The 17,005-nt window shown below is 69.5% G+C and carries 14 protein-coding genes and 1 riboswitch; of the genes, 3 read left to right on the forward strand and 11 right to left on the reverse strand.

Annotation, left to right across the window (positions count from 1 at the left end; translation table 11 throughout):
• Nucleotides 1-28 precede the first annotated feature (28 nt).
• Together ACZ7KI_RS16835 and ACZ7KI_RS16840 are read left to right on the forward strand one after the other, a co-directional pair.
• Nucleotides 29-763 (forward strand): HAD family hydrolase, encoded by a 735-nt coding sequence (locus ACZ7KI_RS16835; protein ID WP_470274021.1) that lies wholly within the window; start codon nucleotides 29-31, stop codon nucleotides 761-763.
• Between the two features lie 56 nt (nucleotides 764-819).
• On the forward strand, nucleotides 820-3,120 hold the full coding sequence (locus ACZ7KI_RS16840; protein ID WP_470274082.1) for a glycoside hydrolase family 65 protein: 2,301 nt from the start codon (nucleotides 820-822) through the stop codon (nucleotides 3,118-3,120).
• Between the two features lie 4 nt (nucleotides 3,121-3,124).
• Here ACZ7KI_RS16840 and ACZ7KI_RS16845 read toward each other — a convergent pair whose 3' ends face one another.
• From ACZ7KI_RS16845 to ACZ7KI_RS16860, 4 genes are all read right to left on the reverse strand, one after another.
• Complete coding sequence (locus tag ACZ7KI_RS16845; protein WP_470274022.1) at nucleotides 3,125-3,304, reverse strand: hypothetical protein; 180 nt, start codon at nucleotides 3,302-3,304, stop codon at nucleotides 3,125-3,127.
• 39 nt (nucleotides 3,305-3,343) lie between these two features.
• On the reverse strand, nucleotides 3,344-4,300 hold the full coding sequence (locus ACZ7KI_RS16850) for a Ppx/GppA phosphatase family protein (protein ID WP_465505389.1): 957 nt from the start codon (nucleotides 4,298-4,300) through the stop codon (nucleotides 3,344-3,346).
• A 222-nt stretch (nucleotides 4,301-4,522) separates the two neighbouring features.
• The gene (locus ACZ7KI_RS16855) at nucleotides 4,523-5,563 is read right to left on the reverse strand and encodes an LLM class F420-dependent oxidoreductase (RefSeq protein ID WP_470274023.1); all 1,041 of its coding nucleotides are present in this window, start codon (nucleotides 5,561-5,563) and stop codon (nucleotides 4,523-4,525) included.
• Between the two features lie 36 nt (nucleotides 5,564-5,599).
• A complete protein-coding gene (locus ACZ7KI_RS16860; RefSeq protein ID WP_470274024.1) occupies nucleotides 5,600-8,923 on the reverse strand; it encodes a DUF885 domain-containing protein in 3,324 nt (1,107 codons plus the stop codon).
• Between the two features lie 133 nt (nucleotides 8,924-9,056).
• On the opposite strand from ACZ7KI_RS16860, the gene ACZ7KI_RS16865 reads away from it, so the two are divergent.
• Complete coding sequence (locus ACZ7KI_RS16865; RefSeq protein ID WP_470274025.1) at nucleotides 9,057-10,061, forward strand: AsnC family protein; 1,005 nt, start codon at nucleotides 9,057-9,059, stop codon at nucleotides 10,059-10,061.
• A gap of 40 nt (nucleotides 10,062-10,101) precedes the next feature.
• On the opposite strand, the gene ACZ7KI_RS16870 is transcribed toward ACZ7KI_RS16865, so the two are convergent.
• The 7 genes from ACZ7KI_RS16870 to ACZ7KI_RS16900 form a co-directional block, all read right to left on the reverse strand.
• Nucleotides 10,102-11,028 carry an RluA family pseudouridine synthase gene (locus ACZ7KI_RS16870; protein WP_470274026.1) on the reverse strand — a complete coding sequence of 309 codons (927 nt, stop codon included), beginning with the start codon at nucleotides 11,026-11,028 and terminating at the stop codon, nucleotides 10,102-10,104.
• On the reverse strand, nucleotides 11,025-11,588 hold the full coding sequence (gene lspA, locus ACZ7KI_RS16875) for a signal peptidase II (RefSeq protein ID WP_470274027.1): 564 nt from the start codon (nucleotides 11,586-11,588) through the stop codon (nucleotides 11,025-11,027). The genes ACZ7KI_RS16870 and lspA overlap by 4 nt, the downstream gene beginning before the upstream one ends.
• Nucleotides 11,589-11,612: 24 nt before the next feature.
• On the reverse strand, nucleotides 11,613-12,233 hold the full coding sequence (locus tag ACZ7KI_RS16880) for a hypothetical protein (protein ID WP_470274028.1): 621 nt from the start codon (nucleotides 12,231-12,233) through the stop codon (nucleotides 11,613-11,615).
• Nucleotides 12,234-12,252: 19 nt separating this feature from the next.
• Nucleotides 12,253-13,617 (reverse strand): aminotransferase class V-fold PLP-dependent enzyme, encoded by a 1,365-nt coding sequence (locus ACZ7KI_RS16885; protein WP_470274029.1) that lies wholly within the window; start codon nucleotides 13,615-13,617, stop codon nucleotides 12,253-12,255.
• Between the two features lie 32 nt (nucleotides 13,618-13,649).
• Nucleotides 13,650-13,764: riboswitch (SAM riboswitch) on the reverse strand.
• 105 nt (nucleotides 13,765-13,869) lie between these two features.
• The gene (locus tag ACZ7KI_RS16890; RefSeq protein WP_470274030.1) at nucleotides 13,870-14,550 is read right to left on the reverse strand and encodes a M23 family metallopeptidase; all 681 of its coding nucleotides are present in this window, start codon (nucleotides 14,548-14,550) and stop codon (nucleotides 13,870-13,872) included.
• A gap of 142 nt (nucleotides 14,551-14,692) precedes the next feature.
• Nucleotides 14,693-16,171 carry a potassium/proton antiporter gene (locus tag ACZ7KI_RS16895; RefSeq protein WP_470274031.1) on the reverse strand — a complete coding sequence of 493 codons (1,479 nt, stop codon included), beginning with the start codon at nucleotides 16,169-16,171 and terminating at the stop codon, nucleotides 14,693-14,695.
• Between the two features lie 113 nt (nucleotides 16,172-16,284).
• Nucleotides 16,285-16,968 carry an ArsR/SmtB family transcription factor gene (locus tag ACZ7KI_RS16900; RefSeq protein ID WP_470274032.1) on the reverse strand — a complete coding sequence of 228 codons (684 nt, stop codon included), beginning with the start codon at nucleotides 16,966-16,968 and terminating at the stop codon, nucleotides 16,285-16,287.
• Nucleotides 16,969-17,005 lie beyond the last annotated feature (37 nt).

Genomic DNA, 17,005 nt, shown 5'->3' on the forward strand with positions numbered 1-17,005 from the left:
CCGGCGAGCGCGGGTAGCGTTCGGAGGCATGATCGGTCTGCCCGACACCATCACGGCCTGTCTCTTCGACCTCGACGGCGTGCTGACCGGAACCGCGGCCCAGCACCGCGAAGCGTGGAAACGCACGTTCGACGCGTTCCTGCGCGCCCGCGACGGTGACGCGTTCTCCCCCTTCACCGACGCCGATTACGCGGCCTACGTCGACGGAAGGCCGAGGGCCGACGGCGTCCGCACTTTCCTCACCTCGCGCGGGATCGAGCTGCCGGAAGGGAATCCTGACGACGACATCGACGCCGCGACCGTCAACGGCGTCGGAAACCGCAAGAACCAGCTGGTACTGAAAATCATCGACGAAGAAGGCGTCACACCGTATCCGGGTTCCGTGCGGTATCTGGAGGCGGCGAAGGCGGCCGGATTGCGCATCGGCGTGGTCACCTCGTCGGCCAACGGCGCGAAGGTGCTCGACGCCGCCGACCTGACCAGGTTCGTCGAAGCGCGGATCGACGGGATCGTGATCACCGAAAAGGGCCTTCGCGGCAAGCCCGCCCCCGATTCCTTCCTCGCCGGTGCCGAGGCCTTCGGCGTGCCCCCGGAACACGCGGCCGTGTTCGAGGACGCGCTCGCCGGGGTACAAGCCGGTAAGGAAGGCCGATTCGGTTACGTGGTCGGGGTGAATCGCGCGCATCAGGCGGGCGAACTACTCGCGCACGGCGCCGACGTCGTGGTGGACGACCTCGCCGAACTGCTGGAGGACGAGAAGTGACCGATCCGCTTTTCCGCGGCTACGAGGTGGCGCCCTGGGAGCTGCGCTGGCGCGGCATGGACGTCGACGCCTTGCAGCGCACCGAATCGGCGTTCGCGCTTTCCAATGGGCACATCGGCCTGCGCGGGACGCTGGAGGAAGCCGAACCCCGCGGTCTGCCGGGCACCTATCTCAACGGGTTCTACGAGCAGCACGATCTTCCCTACGCGGAAACCGGTTACGGCTATCCGGAAGAAGGACAGACCGTCGTCAACGTGACCGACGGCAAGATCATCCGGCTGCTCGTCGAGGACGAACCGCTCGACATGCGATACGGCCAGGCGACCGACCACGACCGCGTGCTCGACTTCCGCAAGGGCACGCTCGCGCGCCACACGGTGTGGTCCTCGCCGACCGGGCGCCGGGTGCGGGTGAAGACCGAACGCCTGGTCTCCTTCACCCAGCGCGCCGTCGCCGCGATCCGGTACGAGGTCGAACCGCTCGACGACGAGCTCCAGCTGGTGGCGCAGTCGGATCTGCTGGCCAACGAGCCGATCGAGTCCGACACCCGCGATCCGCGGGTCGCCGCGGCATTGGAGTCCCCGCTGGTCGCGGAGTTCCACCACGCCGAGGCGTATCACGCGGTGCTGGTGCACCAGACCCGCCAGTCCGGGCTGCGGATGGCCGCGGCGATGGACCACAAGATCGACGTCACCGACGGCGTCCGCACGCACATCCAGGCCGAGGAGGACCTCGCGCGACTCACCGTCGCCGTCGACGTGCCGAAGGGCGGACGGCTGAGGATCACCAAGTACCTGGCCTACGGCTGGTCCGCGCAGCGTTCGCTGCCCGCCGTGCGCGCGCAGGTCGAGGCCGCGCTGGCGGGTGCGCGGCAGACCGGCTGGAAGGGCCTGCTCGCCGAGCAGAAGGCGTTCCTCGACGACTTCTGGGAAACGTCGGACATCGAGATCGATGGCGACCCGGAACTGCAGCAGGCGGTCCGGTTCGCGCTCTTCCATCTCTTGCAGGCAGGGGCCAGGGGTGAGACGAGGGCCTTGGCCGGCAAGGGTTTGACCGGTCCCGGTTACGACGGGCACGCGTTTTGGGACACCGAAACCTTCGTATTGCCCGTCCTCACCTACAGCATTCCGGACGCCGCCCGCGACGCGCTGCGCTGGCGTCACTCCACTTTGGACAAAGCAAGGGAAAGGGCGACGCAGCTGGGCTTGCGGGGCGCGGCGTTCCCCTGGCGGTCCATCAACGGCGCGGAATGTTCGGCCTACTGGCCGGCGGGCACGGCGGCGTTCCACGTCAGCGCGGACATCTCCGACGCCGTCGTGCGTTACCTCAACGCCACCGGCGACGACGAGTTCATGCGGACCGAGGGCGCGGAGCTGCTCCTCGAAACCGCGCGGATGTGGTTGTCACTGGGGCATTTCGACCGCCAGGGCCGGTTCCGGATCGACGGCGTCACCGGGCCGGACGAGTACTCCGCGGTGGCGGACAACAACGTCTACACGAACCTGATGGCGCGACGGAACCTGTTCTACGCCGCCGAAATCTGCGGACAGCACGAAGACGTGGCCGCGGCGTTCGGGGTCGACGCGGACGAAGTCGCGTTGTGGCGCAAGGCTGCCGAGGCGATGCTGATCCCCTACGACGAGGACCTCGGCGTCCACCCGCAATCCGAAGGCTTCCTGGAGCACGACGAGTGGGACTTCGAGGCAACCGACTCGGATTTCTACCCGCTGCTGCTGAACTTCCCGTACTTCGACCTCTACCGCAAGCAGGTGGTCAAACAGGCGGACCTGGTGCTCGCGCTGCACCTCTGCGGGGATTCCTTCACCCCGGAGGAGAAAGCGCGCGACTTCGCCTACTACGAGGCTCGGACGGTGCGGGATTCCTCCCTGTCTGCGGGGACGCAGGCCGTGATGGCGGCCGAGGTCGGGCATCTCGAACTGGCCTACGACTACCTCGCCGAGGCCGCGCTGACCGATCTGCACGACGTGCACAACAACGTCCGCAATGGCCTGCACATGGCGTCGCTGGCGGGTGCGTGGCAAGGCACCGTCGCCGGCTTCGGCGGGCTGCGCGACCACGGCGGGCGGCTGACCTTCGCGCCGCGCCTGCCGCCGCAGCTACAGCGGATCGCGTTCCGGCTGACCTTCCGCGGCACCCGGTTCCAGGTGGAGATCGACGGCGAAGGCGCGACATACCACGTGATCACCGGGGAGCCGCTGGAACTGGTGCATCACGGCGAGACGTTCACCGTCACCCCGGAACCGGTACGGCTGCCGATCCCGCCGATCGACCCCGGCCCGGCTCCGGTGCAGCCCGCGGGCCGCGCTCCGGTGCGGCGGCAGCCGAAGCACGAGTGATCGCTCAGTCCGGGGGCTCGATCGGCACCTCTCCGCTGCCCGGAACGCCGTCGACGTCGTCGGTGCCGTGCGGCCCGATGTCGCGGTTGGGCGCGCTCGGCACGTCGGTCTTCGGCTGGACCTTGCGAAGGTCGTCGAGGTCCTCTTCTTCGTCTTGCCCGAAGCTCTTCTTGCTTTCCCTCATGTGTCCGGGGTACCCGCTCGCGGCCGGATACGCCAGTCTTCAGGCGGCTTTCGCCGGCTTGCCGTCGAGACCGACCAGGCCGTCGAGCATGGTGAGCAGCAGGCCGTCCCTGGTCGACCACGGGCAGATGGCGACCTGGCCACCGGCGAGTGTCAGCAACGCCTCCGCGACGATCGCGCCTGCCAGCGCCTGGTGGGAGCGCTGCCGCGAAATGCCCGGCAGTTCGGCGCGGCGTTTCGCCGGCAGTTTCGCGAGCCTCGGGATCCACGCGCGGAGGTCGTCGAGGTGCAGTTCCCGTGACCGGGACGGCCGGTCGCCCGCGAGCCTGGCGAGTTGCCGCAGCACCTTGGAGCAGCCGACGGCGCGGTGATCGCGGATCTCCGGAAGTACGTCCCGCATCGCGTCGCGGACCTCGTCGAGGACGTGGTCGCGCATGGCACGGACGACCTTGGGCGAGGGGCATTCGGTGGACATCCAGTCGCGCGTCAGCGAGCGGGCGCCGAGCGGCAGCGAACGTGCGAACCCGGCCTCCTCCGCGTTGCCCGCGGCGAGTTCGACGGTCCCACCGCCGATGTCGAGCACCAGCAACCCGCCGGCGGAAGCGCCGTACCACCGGCGCGCGCCGACGTAGGCCAGTTCCGCCTCGCGGCGACCGGTGAGGAACTGCAGTTTGACGCCGGTGGCCTTGGCGACGTCGGCGACGACCTGCTTCACGTTGGTGGCGTCACGGATAGACGACGTCGCGAGCGGGTACACGTTTTCGACGCCGTGCTTGGCCGCCATGGTCATGCCTGCCTCGACGGCGGACGAAACCGCGTCGATGCCCCGCCGGGTCAGCTTGCCGTCGTCGTCCAATTCCCGGTCGAGCCGAAGGCGCGTCTGATGGCTCAGCACCGGATCGAGCGGCGTCCCGCCCCTGGCCAGCACGACCAGCCGAGCGCTGAACGACCCGACGTCCAGGACGGCGGCGGCCGGTTCCCCGATCTTCCTGCGCACGCGAGGACACCTCACCTTCGTCGCGAACGTATTCCCCCGAGCTCTCGCTTTCACTCCTGATAATGGCCGATTTTCCTGCCGTTCAGGCGCGCTTTACGTTCTCTTCTCACCGCGATGCCGCTTTTTGACCACGGCGGGGATACGTCGGCGCAGGTCGAGGATACCGTATCGATACAGGTGAGAGCTTCGACTCCTTCAGAGCGTCGGAAAACTTCGAACCGGCTAGCCGACGAGTTCGCGCAACTTCGACACCTGGGCCACGCGGGCTTCGCGGCCGGGGAGCAGCGGGTTGACCACCAGCGTGGTCGCGCCGGCCTCTCGGAACGCGGCCAGCCGCTCCTTGACGTAACCCTCGGGACCGATCAGCGAGATCGCCTTGATCAGCTCCTTCGGCACCGCCGCGGCGGCCTCGTCCTTCTTGCCGTCCAGGTACAGGTCCTGGATGAGCTTCGCTTCGGCCTCGTAGCCGTAGCGCTGCGCGAGGCTGTTGTAGAAGTTCTTGCCGCGCGCGCCCATCCCGCCGATGTAGAGCGCCAGCATGCCGCGCAGGTGGTCCAGCAGCCCGTCGACATCGTCACCGATCGCGAGCGCCGTCCCGACGAAGGTGTCCAGCTCGCCCAGCGACGGGTCGCGCTTCGCCTTGCCCTCGGCCAGCGACGCGCCCCAGACCTCGGCGGCCTTCTCGGGGTGGAAGAAGATCGGCTCCCAGCCCTCGGCGAGTTCGGCCGTGAGCGCGACGTTCTTCGGGCCGATCGAGGCCAGCAGGATCGGGATCCGCTCCCGCACCGGGTGGTTGATCAGCTTCAGCGGCTTGCCGAGCCCCGTGCCCTGCTCGGGTGGCAGCGGGATCGTGTAGTGCGTGCCGGAATGCACCACCTTCTCCCGCCGCCACACCTGACGGCAGATGTCGATGATCTCGCGGGTACGACCGAGCGGCGCGTCGTACTTCACGCCGTGGAAACCCTCGATGACCTGCGGACCCGACGCACCGATGCCGAGGGTGAACCGGCCGTCGGAGACGAAGTCGAGCCCGGCGGCGGTCATCGCGGTCAACGTCGGCGTCCGCGTGTAGATCTGGAAGATGCCGGAGGCGATCTGGACCCGCGACGTCTTCGCCGCGACGTAACCGAGCTGGCTGACCGCGTCGAAGGAGTAGGCCTCGGGGACGAAGACGATGTCCAGTCCGGCCTTCTCCAGCTCGACGATGTCCGCCACGCTCTCGGCGAAGCCACCGGCGTAGTTGATCGCGGTCCCGATCCTCATCCGAACTCCTCACAAGTTACTGAGCGTTCGCTTAGCTTAGACCGGGAGGTCCTGAGCGGCCACCCACTCCTTCACGACGTTGTCCAGCACGCGCAGCGGCAGGATCCCGTTACCGAGGACGACCTCGTGGAAGCCCTTGATGTCGAACCGGTCGCCGAGCGCGGCCTCGGCCTCGGCCCGGATCCGCTCGATCTCCAGGCGCCCGACCATGTAGGACAGCGCCTGCGCCGGGTACGCGGCGTACCGGTCGATCTCGGCCTCGATCTCCACACGCGCCATCGGCGTGTTCTCGACCAGGTAGTCCACCGCCTGCTGACGGCTCCAGCCGAGCGCGTGCATCCCGGTGTCGACGACCAGCCGCCCGGCCCGCATCGAATCCTGGGTGAGCATGCCGAAGCGGGTCAGGTCGCTGGAGTACAGACCCATCTCGTCGGCGAGCCGCTCGGAGTAGAGGCCCCAGCCTTCGACATAGGCGTTGACATCGGCGTGGCTCCGCAGCATCGGCAGCCCCTTGAGGTGATGCGCGACGCAGATCTGAAAGTGGTGCCCCGGAACGGCTTCGTGGAAGGCGATCGCCTCGCTGGTGTGCTTGGGGCGCTGGTCCGCTTCATATGTGTTCGCGTAGTACGTGCCCGGCCGGGAGCCGTCGAGCGCGGCCTCCAGGTAGTAGGCGAGCGTGCCGCCGGGCGCCTCCGCGGGCGGCACCGGCTCGACCTCGCACTTTTCCTCGGGAATGGTCGAGAACCACTGCGGGGCGACGGCTTCGGCGCGGGTGATGGCCGCGCGGGCGGCGTCGAGCAGTTCGTCGCCGTCGCGCCAGCGCAAGGCGGGGTCGGTGCGGAGCCGCTCGAAGATCTCTTCGAGGTCCTTGGTGCCGAAGACCTTCTCGCCCAGCTCGCGGTACTGGTCGGCCAGTTTCGCGATCATGTCGAGTCCGGTGTCGTGCAGGTCCTGCGCGGTGCGCTCGGTGGAGGTGTGCGCCCGGATCAGCGCGGCGTACTTCTCCTGCCCGCCCGGCAGACCGCACAGCCCCGGTTCCTCCTCGGGCTTCGCGAGGGGACGCAGTTCGCCGTCGAGGAAGTCGCGGTACCGCCGGTACGCGGGCCGGACCACCTCGGCGAGCAGCCGGTCCCGTTCGGATTCGTAGCCCTCCACGGAAACGGACGCGGTGAGCGCCAGCGGGTCACCCGCCTCGTCACCGAGATACCTTTCCACGTAAGCGATCCCGCTCTCCACGAGGAAGCCGGGTGGCACCAGCCCTTCGGCGGCCGCCGCGCGCTGGCGCACGATCAAGGCGTCCAAATAGTCACCCAGACCTTCCAGCCGCTTCAGATATCCCCGGACCCTTTCCTCGTCGTTCAGGGTGAGCATCGCGAGCTCGTTGAGGACGTACAACGCGGGCGAGGCCAGTCCGTCGCTGACCGAGATGTCGGCGGTCCGCGAGTCGATCATGTCGACCGCCGCCTTCGCCTGCTGGATCACGACCTCGCGAGTGACCGCCTCGACGGGGGAAAGTCCGTCCACGGCAAGGGCTTCGGCTCGCTCGGCGATGGCGGCCGCCGACTCGCGCTGCGTGGCCGCGGCCGCCGCACTCGGATCGGGCAGCGCGCCGTGGTCACCGGGGAGGCCGAGCAGCGACTTCCACAGCGGGAGCTGTTCGAACTTGAGCTCCATCAGCTCTTCGGCGAGGCCGTTGGGGGTGTCGCCGTGGCCGGCGACCCAGTCACGGACCACGCCGTCCAGCACCGAAAGCGGCAACGAGCCCCCGCCGAGCACGACGTCGTGGAACGCCTTGATGTCGAATCGGCTGCCCAGCGTGCGCTCGGCCTCCTCGCGGATGCGCTGGATCTCCAGCCGTCCCACCATGTACGACAGCGCCTGCCCCGGGAAGGCGATGTAACGGTCCACTTCGGACTCGATCTCGACCGGCGCCATCGGCGTGTTCTCGGTGAGGAAGTCGATGGCCTGGCGGCGGCTCCAGCCCAGCGCGTGCAGCCCGGTGTCGACGACCAGGCGTCCGGCGCGCATCGAATCCATGGTCAGCATGCCGAGTTTGGCGACGTCGTCGGAATACAGCCCCATCTCGTCGGCGAGGCGCTCGGTGTAGAGCCCCCAGCCCTCGGCGTACGCGGTGAAGTCCCCGATCCGGCGCAGCAGCGGGAGTTCGGTCAGTCCCTGCGCGAGGCTCAGCTGGAAGTGGTGACCCGGAATGGCCTCGTGGAACGCCGTGGCCTCGGCCGCGTGCCGGAACCGCTCCTCAGCCTTGTGGGTGTTGGCGAAGTAGATCCCCGGCCGGGAGCCGTCGACCGCGGGCCACATGTAGTACGCGGCGGGCGCGCCTGGCGCGGATTCGGCGGGAATCGGCTCGACCGTCCACGGCTGCGGCGGGATCCGGCCGAACCACTTCGGCGCCTCGGCCTCGGCCCTGGTGATGGCCGCGCGGGCGGAGTCGAGCAGTTCGTCGGCGCTGGACCAGCGCAGTGCCGGGTCGGTGCGGAGCTTGGTGAAGATCTCGGCGAGGTCGGTGGTGCCGAAGACACGGGAGCCGTACTCGCGGTACTCGTCGGCGAGGTTCGCGATCACGTCGAGCCCGGTCTGGTGCAGCTCACGCGGGGTGCGGACGGTCGTGGTGTGCATTTCGGCGAGCAGGGCGTAGATGCGCTCGCCGTCGGGCAGCCAGCAGACGCCGGGCTTGTCCTCGGGACGGCCATGCGGAGCGATCTCCTTCGCGAGCACCTCGCGGTACTCGGCGATCGCCGGCCGGACGACGTCGCGCAGCAGCTCGGCGCGGCGGGTTTCGAAGTCGTCGTCGGGCGCGGGCTGGCGCAGCAGCGGATCGGCCGACGGCTCGGCGAGGTGACGGTCGAGGTAGGCGACGGCGGCGTCGACGAGGTAGGCGACCGGGACCAGGCCGCGGGCCACGCCGTCGCGATGCCGCTGCGCGGCCTGCCGCAGGTACTCCGGGATGGCGGCGATCCGCCCGAGATGAGCTTCCGCCTGCGCGCCGGTGCCGACCGACATCATCGGCAGCACGGTGAGCACCTCGGCGGCGGGCGAGACGAACAGGTCGCTGACGGTGAACTCGACGAACCGCGAATCCAGCAGCGCGATCCTCGCCCGCGCCATCGCGATCAGGACGTCCCGGGTGGTCTTCTCCTCCGCGCTCAGGCCGTCGGCCCCGAGGGCCTCGGCCCGCTCGGCGAGATCGGCCAGCTTCGCGCGGAACGCGTCTCCCGCTGCCTCGCTGAGGTCGGTGAGGCCGGTCGATTCCGGACGGAAGCCCTGCAAGGCGGGCATGACCGGCTCGGCGTCGAAGAGGGCTTCGACGAACTCGTCGGCGAGGGCGGAGACTTCGCTCATGTTTCTTCCCCAGGGGATCGGTGGAGGCGGTATCCCCGACCCTAATGGAGAGCGCGTCCTACCGAAGCCGGGTTTCGCGGCACGCGGACGGCCTTCGCACGGCGCCGGAGGCGAGACGGTAGCGTTCCCGGACGTGGCCGTGACCGATCCCGTGGATACCCGACTGCTCGCCGCCCTCGCGGACATGGGCAAGGCGGCCGTGCACGAACTGGCGGCCAAGGTCGGCATGGACCCACGCGAGGTCGCGTACCGTCTGGTCGCCCTCTCGGGCAGCGGATTGCCGCTGCTCGTGGGCGTGGAAAGCGACCCGAACGGCCTGCGGGCCGCCATCGCGAGCTCGCCCCCTTCCTGGGCGCAGCAGCCACCACAGCAACAGCGTCCGCCTGGCCACTCCGGACCGCACAACGTCCAGGGCACCCCGTCCGGCCCGTACAACGTGCAAGGCACGCCTTCCGGTCCGTACAACGTCCAGGGAACTCCGTCGGGGCCGTACAACGTGCACGGCACGCCGTCGGGCCGTTACCCCGGGCCGCCGTCGGCCCCGGTGCGACAGCCGATGGCACCGCCTCAGCAGCGTCCGCCCGCGCCGCCGCCGCAGCAGTTCGCGCCCCCGATGCCGCCTCCCGATCCAGTGATGAGCACCTGGGGTGTCCCGCAGACCGCGTCCTGGGCCCGCGGCGACGAGCCACCGGCCGCGCCGCGGCAGGCCCCGGAGGGCAAGAAGGGCCGGACAGGCGACGTCATGGAGACCCAAGGGCTGGAAGGCGAGCAGCTCACCGTCCAGTTGCTCGAGGTCCAGGATCCGGCGGATTACCTGTTCAGCGCGGCGGGCTACTCGCTGGAGGCCGGTGAACGGTCGGTCGTGGTGCACACCGAGATCACCAACCGCGGGAACACCCCATTCGTGTCGCTCCCGGACAACTACCTCGAACTGCTCACCGCGGACGGCAAGCCGATCGCGAAGGCGCCGGTCTCCCTGACCTCGCGTCCGCCGCACAAGATCGGCGTCCGCCCCGGGGAGACCCTCGGCGGCCACACCGTCTACGTGCTGCCGGACACCACCCGCGTAGTCGCCGTCCGGTGGTCACCCCGCCCGGAACCGGACGAACGCACCCTCACCTGGTCGATCGACGACTAGTCCCCAAACCGCATTCAGAGGACTAAATGCGTATCAGGGCCTAGTTCTCGTCCTGGAGGATGCGCAGCGCGTTGGCGAGGTCGTCCGGGTACTCCGACTCGAACTCGACCCAACGCCCGTCGGCGGGGTGCGCGAAGCCGAGTGTCTTCGCGTGCAGCCACTGCCGGGACAGCCCGAGCTTGCGCGCCAGCACCGGGTCGGCGCCGTAGGTCAGGTCACCGACACACGGGTGCTTGAGCGCCGAGAAGTGCACGCGGATCTGGTGCGTGCGCCCGGTCTCCAGCTTGATCTGGGCGAGCGACGCGGCACGGAAGGCCTCGACGACCTCGTAGTGCGTGACGCTGGGGCGTCCACCCTGGACGACGGCGAACTTGTAGTCGTGCCGCGGGTGCCGGTCGATCGGCGCGTCGATGGTGCCGCGCGTCGGATCCGGATGGCCCTGGACGATCGCGTGATAGCCCTTGTCGACGGTGCGTTCCTTGAACGCCCGCTTCAGCACGGTGTACGCGTGCTCGCTCTTGGCCACGACCATCACGCCGGTGGTGCCCGCGTCCAGCCGGTGCACGACGCCCTGGCGTTCGGCCGCGCCGGAGGTCGAAATCCGCAGCCCGCCGGCGGCGAGCCCGCCGACCACGGTCGGGCCGGTCCAGCCGGGGCTCGGGTGCACCGCGACACCGACCGGCTTCGAGATCACCACGATGTCGTCATCGTCGTGCAGGATCTTCATTCCGTCGACGGGCTCCGCGACGACCTCGATCGGCGACGCCGGATCGGGGAGCGTCACTTCGAGGAGTCCGCCCGCGGCCAGCCGGTCCGATTTCCCGGCGGGCCTGCCGTCGAGCAGGATCTCCCCGGATTCGGCCAGCTCCGCCACGACGGTGCGGGAAAGTCCCAGCAGTTTCGCCAGTCCCGCGTCGACGCGCATTCCGTCGAGCCCGTCGGGAACGGGCAGCATGCGCGCGCTCATTCTGTTGCCGCCTTCTTCGTGTCCTTTGTAGATGTTCCGTCGTAGTCCTTGCCCAGCAGGGAGAGGATGACGATGAGCACGCCGCCGACGCAGATGGCGGAGTCGGCGACGTTGAAGATCGCCCAGCCCTGCCCGTTCGGCGCGAACGCGGAGATCATGTCGACCACGTGCCCCCGCAACGGGCCCGGCGCGCGGAAGATCCGGTCGGTCAGGTTGCCGAGCGCGCCGGCCAGCACCAGCCCGAGACCGATCGCCCAGCCGACCGAACGCAGCCGCCGGGCCAGCCAGACGATGGCGACCACGACCGCGGCCGCGACCAGCGCGAGCACCCAGGTCAGCCCGGTCGCCATCGAGAAGGCGGCACCGGGGTTGCGCACCAGCTGGAAGTACACCAGCCCACCGAGGAACTCGACCGGCTGTTTGCCCTCCAGCGTGGACACGGCGAGCTGCTTGGTGAGGAGGTCGATCCCCCACAGCACGGCGGCGACGGCGAACACGACGGCGACGCGCTTTTTGGGCAGCGGCGGCGACGGCGGCGCGGTCTCGGGCTCTGTACTCACTCCCCTATTCTCCACGGAGTGTGCTCAGCTCTGTCCGGCGGCCGCCTTCGGCCTGCTCAGCAGCGCCGCGAACGCCCCGGCGAGCACGACCAGTGACGACAACACCAGCGCGAGCCGTCCTTGGGCGAGCACGACCGCGCAGAGCACGAACGCCGCGGCCACGACCAGCACCAGCACACTGCGGTCCAGCCAGGCGAGCAGGACCAGGCCCAGCGTCAGCAGTACCGCGCTCCGCGCGTCGCCGTCCATGTCGAATTCCCAGTAGCCGACCAGATCCGCCAGCAGGATGGCGACCAGGCCGCCGACGGCGAGCGCGAGGACCTTCCACCACCGCGGGCCGTCCCCCGCCCGCGTGGCCTTGACGGCGTAGAAGAGCACGGTGCCGAGGTAGACCACGAGTACGGCGAACAGCCAGCCGTCGTCGCGGCCGACGCCGGAGAACGACGCGTCCAACGCGACCGCGTTCGCGCGGCTCATCTCCACGCCGTACAGGTTCTGCGTCAGGAACTGCTGGCCGCCCGTGGCGGGCGCGTAGGCGAACCATCCCTCCGACCACGGCGGGCCGAACGACAGCGCCACCACGATCAGCTGGACGAACCCCAGCAGTGCCAACGGAAACCAGTAACGCGGTCGCTCGTTCCCCATGCCGGGTGAGGGTAGTGGGTCAGGCGCAGAACGGGGGAAGCTCCCGGGGGTCGTTCTCCGGCACCCAGCGGCCCTCCGGCTTTTCGTACTGCCAGCGGGCGCCGCGGGCGACGATCTGGCGCAGCGCCAGCACGAGCCGGTCCACGTGCTCGGCGGTGCTGCCGAGACCGAGGCTGACCCGGATGGCCTGCTGACCGGCCGAACCGGCGGCGGAGATCAGCCGCTTGGTCGCGATATGCGCGCAGAACGCGCCGTCCCGCACACCGATGCCGTACTCCGCGGACAGGACGGCGGCGAGCCAGCCCGGCTCGAAGCCGTCGACGACGAAGCTCAGCGTGCCGACCCTGTCGACCGGCGCGTCGAACAACCGCAGCTCGGCGAAGCCGGGGATACCGGCGAGACCACGCCGCAGCCGGGCCAGCAGTTCGTCCTCGTGGGCGACGACCGCGTCCCAATTCGCGGCCAACGTCTCGCAGGCGACGCCGAGCGCGTAGACGCCGACAGTGTTGGGGGAACCGGCTTCGTGCCGCTCGGCGCCCGCGTTCCAGACGACACCGAGGTCCTCGGAGTCGCGGGTGACCAGCTTCGTCGCACCGCCACCGGCGAGGTACGGCTGGGCGGCGCGGAGCCAGTCGGCGCGGCCGATCAGCGCACCGGCACCGAAGGGCGCGTACAGCTTGTGGCCCGACAGCGCGATGTAGTCGACGTCCAGCTCGCGCACGGAGATCCGGCGGTGCGGCGCGAGCTGCGCGGCGTCGAGGGCGATCCGGGCGCCGTGCCGTCGCGCCACCGCGGCGATCTCCTTGACCGGCAACAGTTCCCCGGTCACGTTGGACGCGCCGGTGACGACGACCAGCCGCGGGCCCTGCGGGCAGTCCGCGAGTGCTTCGTCCACAGCGGACACCGCGGCGAGGCGGGTACGCGGCGTCTTGATCCGGCGGACGTTCGGACCCTTCCACGGCAGCAAGGCGGCGTGGTGGTCGGTGTCGAACACGACGACCGACGTGTGCTTCGGCAGGCTGCGGGCGAGAAGGTTGAAGGAATCGGTGGTGTTACGGGTGAACACCACGGTGTCGGTCGAGCGGGCGTCGACGAACTTCCGCAGGATTCCGCGCGTGCGCTCGTAAAGTTTGGTGGAGATCTGCGAAGCGAACCCCGCGCCGCGGTGCACGCTGGCGTACCAGGGCAGGAACTCGTCGACCGCGTCACGCACCTTGTCCAGACAGGGGGCACTCGCCGCGTGGTCGAGGTTGGCGTAGCCGATGTCGCCGCCGGTGACCAGCGGGACCCGCAGATCGGCGCAGGCGACCGCCGGGATTTCGTGCGTCGCAACGGTTTCCGCGACAGTGGCGGGGGTGCTGGTGCGTTCGAGAGCGAGAGTCATCGTCATCCTCCGGGCCAGGGGACCCGACGAGGATCCCGCGCTTGCCCGTCGCACCGCGCGACGAGCCAGGTCCTCACCCGGGGCACCCCACCGCGGAAGGAGGGTTGCCGGTCAGCTAGCCGGGGCTTGACGCTGACACTCGTGACCTAGGGACGAAGTTAGCGGATGCCCCGGCGATCGAGCCACCCCTTGCCCGCATGTTGAGACGCCGCTCACGTACTCCGCAAGCGAGAAGAACCCCGGACGCCGGAGTCAGACGCGGAATCGGCCGGGCAGGGAAACGACGGAGCGGGAGCCGACTTCGGTGGCGGTACCCGAGTACTGCTCGGCGCCCGCGGTGAACTGCCAGCCGCCGAAGGTCTTGCCGTCGACCGGTTCGCCGTACGCCTCGGCGACCTTGGTCGAGACCTCGTCGTAGGACATCCCGTTCCAGTTGCCCGCGCCGACGCCGAAGTCGCGGGAGTCTCCGCCCTGGGCGGCTGCCGTCGGCAGGGTCCACAGGGTGAAGTGCACGTGCGCGCCGGTGCTGCTGCCACCACAGGGCAGCGCGTTCCCGGTCCGGCCGAGGGCGTCACCCGGGACGACGCGCTGGCCGTCGGTGACCGCAATGCCTTCCAGGTGGTAGTACCCGGTCCGCCAGCCGCCGTCGTGGTCGACGGTCACCCAGTCGCCGCCGTCGCAGTGCTGGATCCGGACGGTACCTGCCAGCGGGACGCGGACGGTCTTGTCCGCCGGGCTGAAGTCGATGGCGTTCTTCACGCCGGAGGCTCCGTTGTCCGAGTGGATCCCCGCCGAGTAGACCGACTGGCCGGTGTCGAACGGCAAGCCGAACGCCGGGAACGCGCCCGCGGCCGACGCGGGCGCCGACAGGATCACCCCGACGAGAACGGCCGCGGCCCCCAGGCTGGCGAACTGCGCACGAAGATTCGTCACCTTGCGTACTCCTTAACCCGTGACACTCACCCATTCGATGGAGTGGATTGCCGGGAAAGTAATCCAAAAGGAGTACAAAAGGGAATAACCAGTGACGAACTTTCCGAGATCTTCGGACGAACCACCGGGGCTGGTTGGTGACCTACTGGCCGGATTCGCCCTTCCACCTGGCGAGGCGACCGGCCCGGTCGACGGCACGAAGCCGTCGTTCGGCGCCGTCACGCGCTTCAGAGGTGGTGACTACGAGTAACTGATCCCGTTCCTGGAGCCGGGTGTTCTTGTTGGGTGTGAACCCGGTGCCGTCGCGGACGAGCAGGCTGATCGTCGCCCCCACCGGAAGCCGCAGTTCCGCCAGGTAGACGCCGTGCATCTTGGACCCGGGATGGATGCGGACCTGCAGCAGCTCGGCACCCATCTCGTCGAGTGGCGCGGAGTCGACGTCGATCTCGTGCGCTTCGGCGTGCTGTGCCAGCCCGAGCACCTTGGCGAGCGGGGTCAAGGTCGCGCCTTGGAGCAGGGTCAGCACGATGACCAGGACGAACACCGCGTCGACGAGTTCCTGCGCGCCGGGCACCCCGGACGACAGCGGGATCAGCGCGAGCACGATCGGGACCGCCCCGCGCAGTCCGGCCCAGGACAGGAACACCTGTTCTCGCCACGGAATCTTGAACGGCAGCGCCGACAGCACCACCGACAGCGGACGAGCCAGCAACAACACGACCGCGCCCGCCACCAGCCCCTGGACCAGGCTCTCCAAGATCCTGCTCGGCGAGGCGAACAGGCCCAGCAGCACGAACAGCCCGATCTGCGCGAGCCAGCCGAGGCCTTCGGCGAAGGAAAGCGTGTCCGAGCGGTGCGGCAGCTTCGAATTCCCCAGCACCAAAGCCGCGACATAGGTGGCGAGCAGGCCGGACGCGTGGGCGAGCTGCCCGCTCGAATACGCCACGACGCATACCGCGATCGTGGCCAGCGGGTACAGACCGGTGGCCGGGAGCGCGGCCCGGCGCAGCGCCTGCGCGCCGCCCCAGCCGAAAGCGAGGCCGATCACCAGGCCGGCGGCGAGTTCGTAGATCACCAGCAGCGGCAGCGACCAGTCCACGGTCGCGCCCTCGGCCAGGACGACGACGGCGATGTAGGCCGGGGCGTCGTTGATGCCCGACTCGATTTCCAGCGCGCCGACGAGCCGCTTCCCGATCCCCGCCGATCTCAGCACCGAGAACACCGCGGCGGCGTCGGTCGAAGCGAGCACCGCGCCCCACAGCAACGCCATCCGCCAATCGAGACCGAGCAACCAGTGCAAGGCGGCGCCGGTGACCGCGATGCTCACCGCGACGGCCACTGTGGACAGTGCGATTCCGATGCCCAGCGAGGGTTTCACGGCCGACCACCGGGTGGTGAGGCCACCTTCGGACAGGATCATCACCAGCGCGGCCAGCCCGAGCGACTGGGTGAGCTCGGAGTTGTCGAACTGGATGCCGAACCCGGCTTCGCCGAGCAGGACCCCCATCCCCAGATAGAGCAGCAGCGAGGGAAGGCCGACCCGGATCGACACCCGGACGGCGATCACGGCGACGAGAAGGACGGCACCGCCGGTACCCAGGACGAGCGGGAGCTGCTCCATGAGTCGCCTCCCGTCCGGCCGCCGTGAGGGCTTCAGAATAGTGAGGCGGTGCTCGTCACTCCTTCGTGTACCGCTTGACGGCGAGTCGGCCGGCCTGTGTTACAGAATGTCCTTTAAGGACTCCGCAGAGCTAGCAGGTCGACGCCGAGCGCCGCGAACGGCTCTTCCGCCGCGGGCAGGACCTTCACCGCGCGGTTGCCCTCACGGGACAACCAGCCGACCTTCACTCCGTGAGACAGTAACGCCGACGGCACCCGGCCCGCCAGATGTTCACGCCGCTCCGTCCAATCCAGACAGTCGCGCAGCAGCGGGCGGCGGCTCTCCGCGATCTCCACGCCGAGTTCGCCCAGCACCTCGCGGCCCCGTCCGGTCAGGGTCAGGCCGTCCGCCTCGCCGATCAGGCCGGTGGCGAGCATCCCGTCCCGGATCGCGACCCCGACCTTCCCCGCGAGGTGGTCGTAGCAGGTCCGCGCGAACTCGAGCCGCCGCGCCCGGACCGACGAACGCAACCCCTTCACCGGACGGTGGGCGGCGTGCTGCGCCAGATGCTCGATCAGCTCGGCCACCCGGGGGTCGGCGATCCGGACGTAGCTGTGCCGTCCCTGCTTGACGCGCGTGATGAACCCGGCCTCGGCCAGCTTCGTCACGTGCTCGCTCGCCGTCGACGCGGCCACGTCGGCCGTGCCCGCCAGCTCGGTCACCGTCCAGGCGCGGCCGTCGAGCAGCGCGAGGCACATCGACGCGCGGCTCGGATCGGCGAGCACGGCCGCGACCTCGGCCAGGGCGATCGTCTCCATGCGCCCACCGTAGAAGACCGACGGTTCGGCGCGGACC

It is taken from the genome of Amycolatopsis sp. NPDC039088, from assembly GCF_055598845.1.

Bases quoted from the DNA above. Each gene is read 5' to 3' on its own strand.
- ACZ7KI_RS16840 (WP_470274082.1), top strand. From the start codon at position 820: ATGGACGTCGACGCCTTGCAGCGCACCGAATCGGCGTTCGCGCTTTCC.
- ACZ7KI_RS16870 (WP_470274026.1), bottom strand. From the start codon at position 11,028: ATGAGCGCGCGCATGCTGCCCGTTCCCGACGGGCTCGACGGAATGCGC.
- ACZ7KI_RS16885 (WP_470274029.1), bottom strand. From the start codon at position 13,617: ATGACTCTCGCTCTCGAACGCACCAGCACCCCCGCCACTGTCGCGGAA.
- ACZ7KI_RS16900 (WP_470274032.1), bottom strand. From the start codon at position 16,968: ATGGAGACGATCGCCCTGGCCGAGGTCGCGGCCGTGCTCGCCGATCCG.
- ACZ7KI_RS16845 (WP_470274022.1), bottom strand. From the start codon at position 3,304: ATGAGGGAAAGCAAGAAGAGCTTCGGGCAAGACGAAGAAGAGGACCTC.
- ACZ7KI_RS16855 (WP_470274023.1), bottom strand. From the start codon at position 5,563: ATGAGGATCGGGACCGCGATCAACTACGCCGGTGGCTTCGCCGAGAGC.
- ACZ7KI_RS16895 (WP_470274031.1), bottom strand. From the start codon at position 16,171: ATGGAGCAGCTCCCGCTCGTCCTGGGTACCGGCGGTGCCGTCCTTCTC.
- ACZ7KI_RS16880 (WP_470274028.1), bottom strand. From the start codon at position 12,233: ATGGGGAACGAGCGACCGCGTTACTGGTTTCCGTTGGCACTGCTGGGG.
- ACZ7KI_RS16860 (WP_470274024.1), bottom strand. From the start codon at position 8,923: ATGAGCGAAGTCTCCGCCCTCGCCGACGAGTTCGTCGAAGCCCTCTTC.
- ACZ7KI_RS16835 (WP_470274021.1), top strand. From the start codon at position 29: ATGATCGGTCTGCCCGACACCATCACGGCCTGTCTCTTCGACCTCGAC.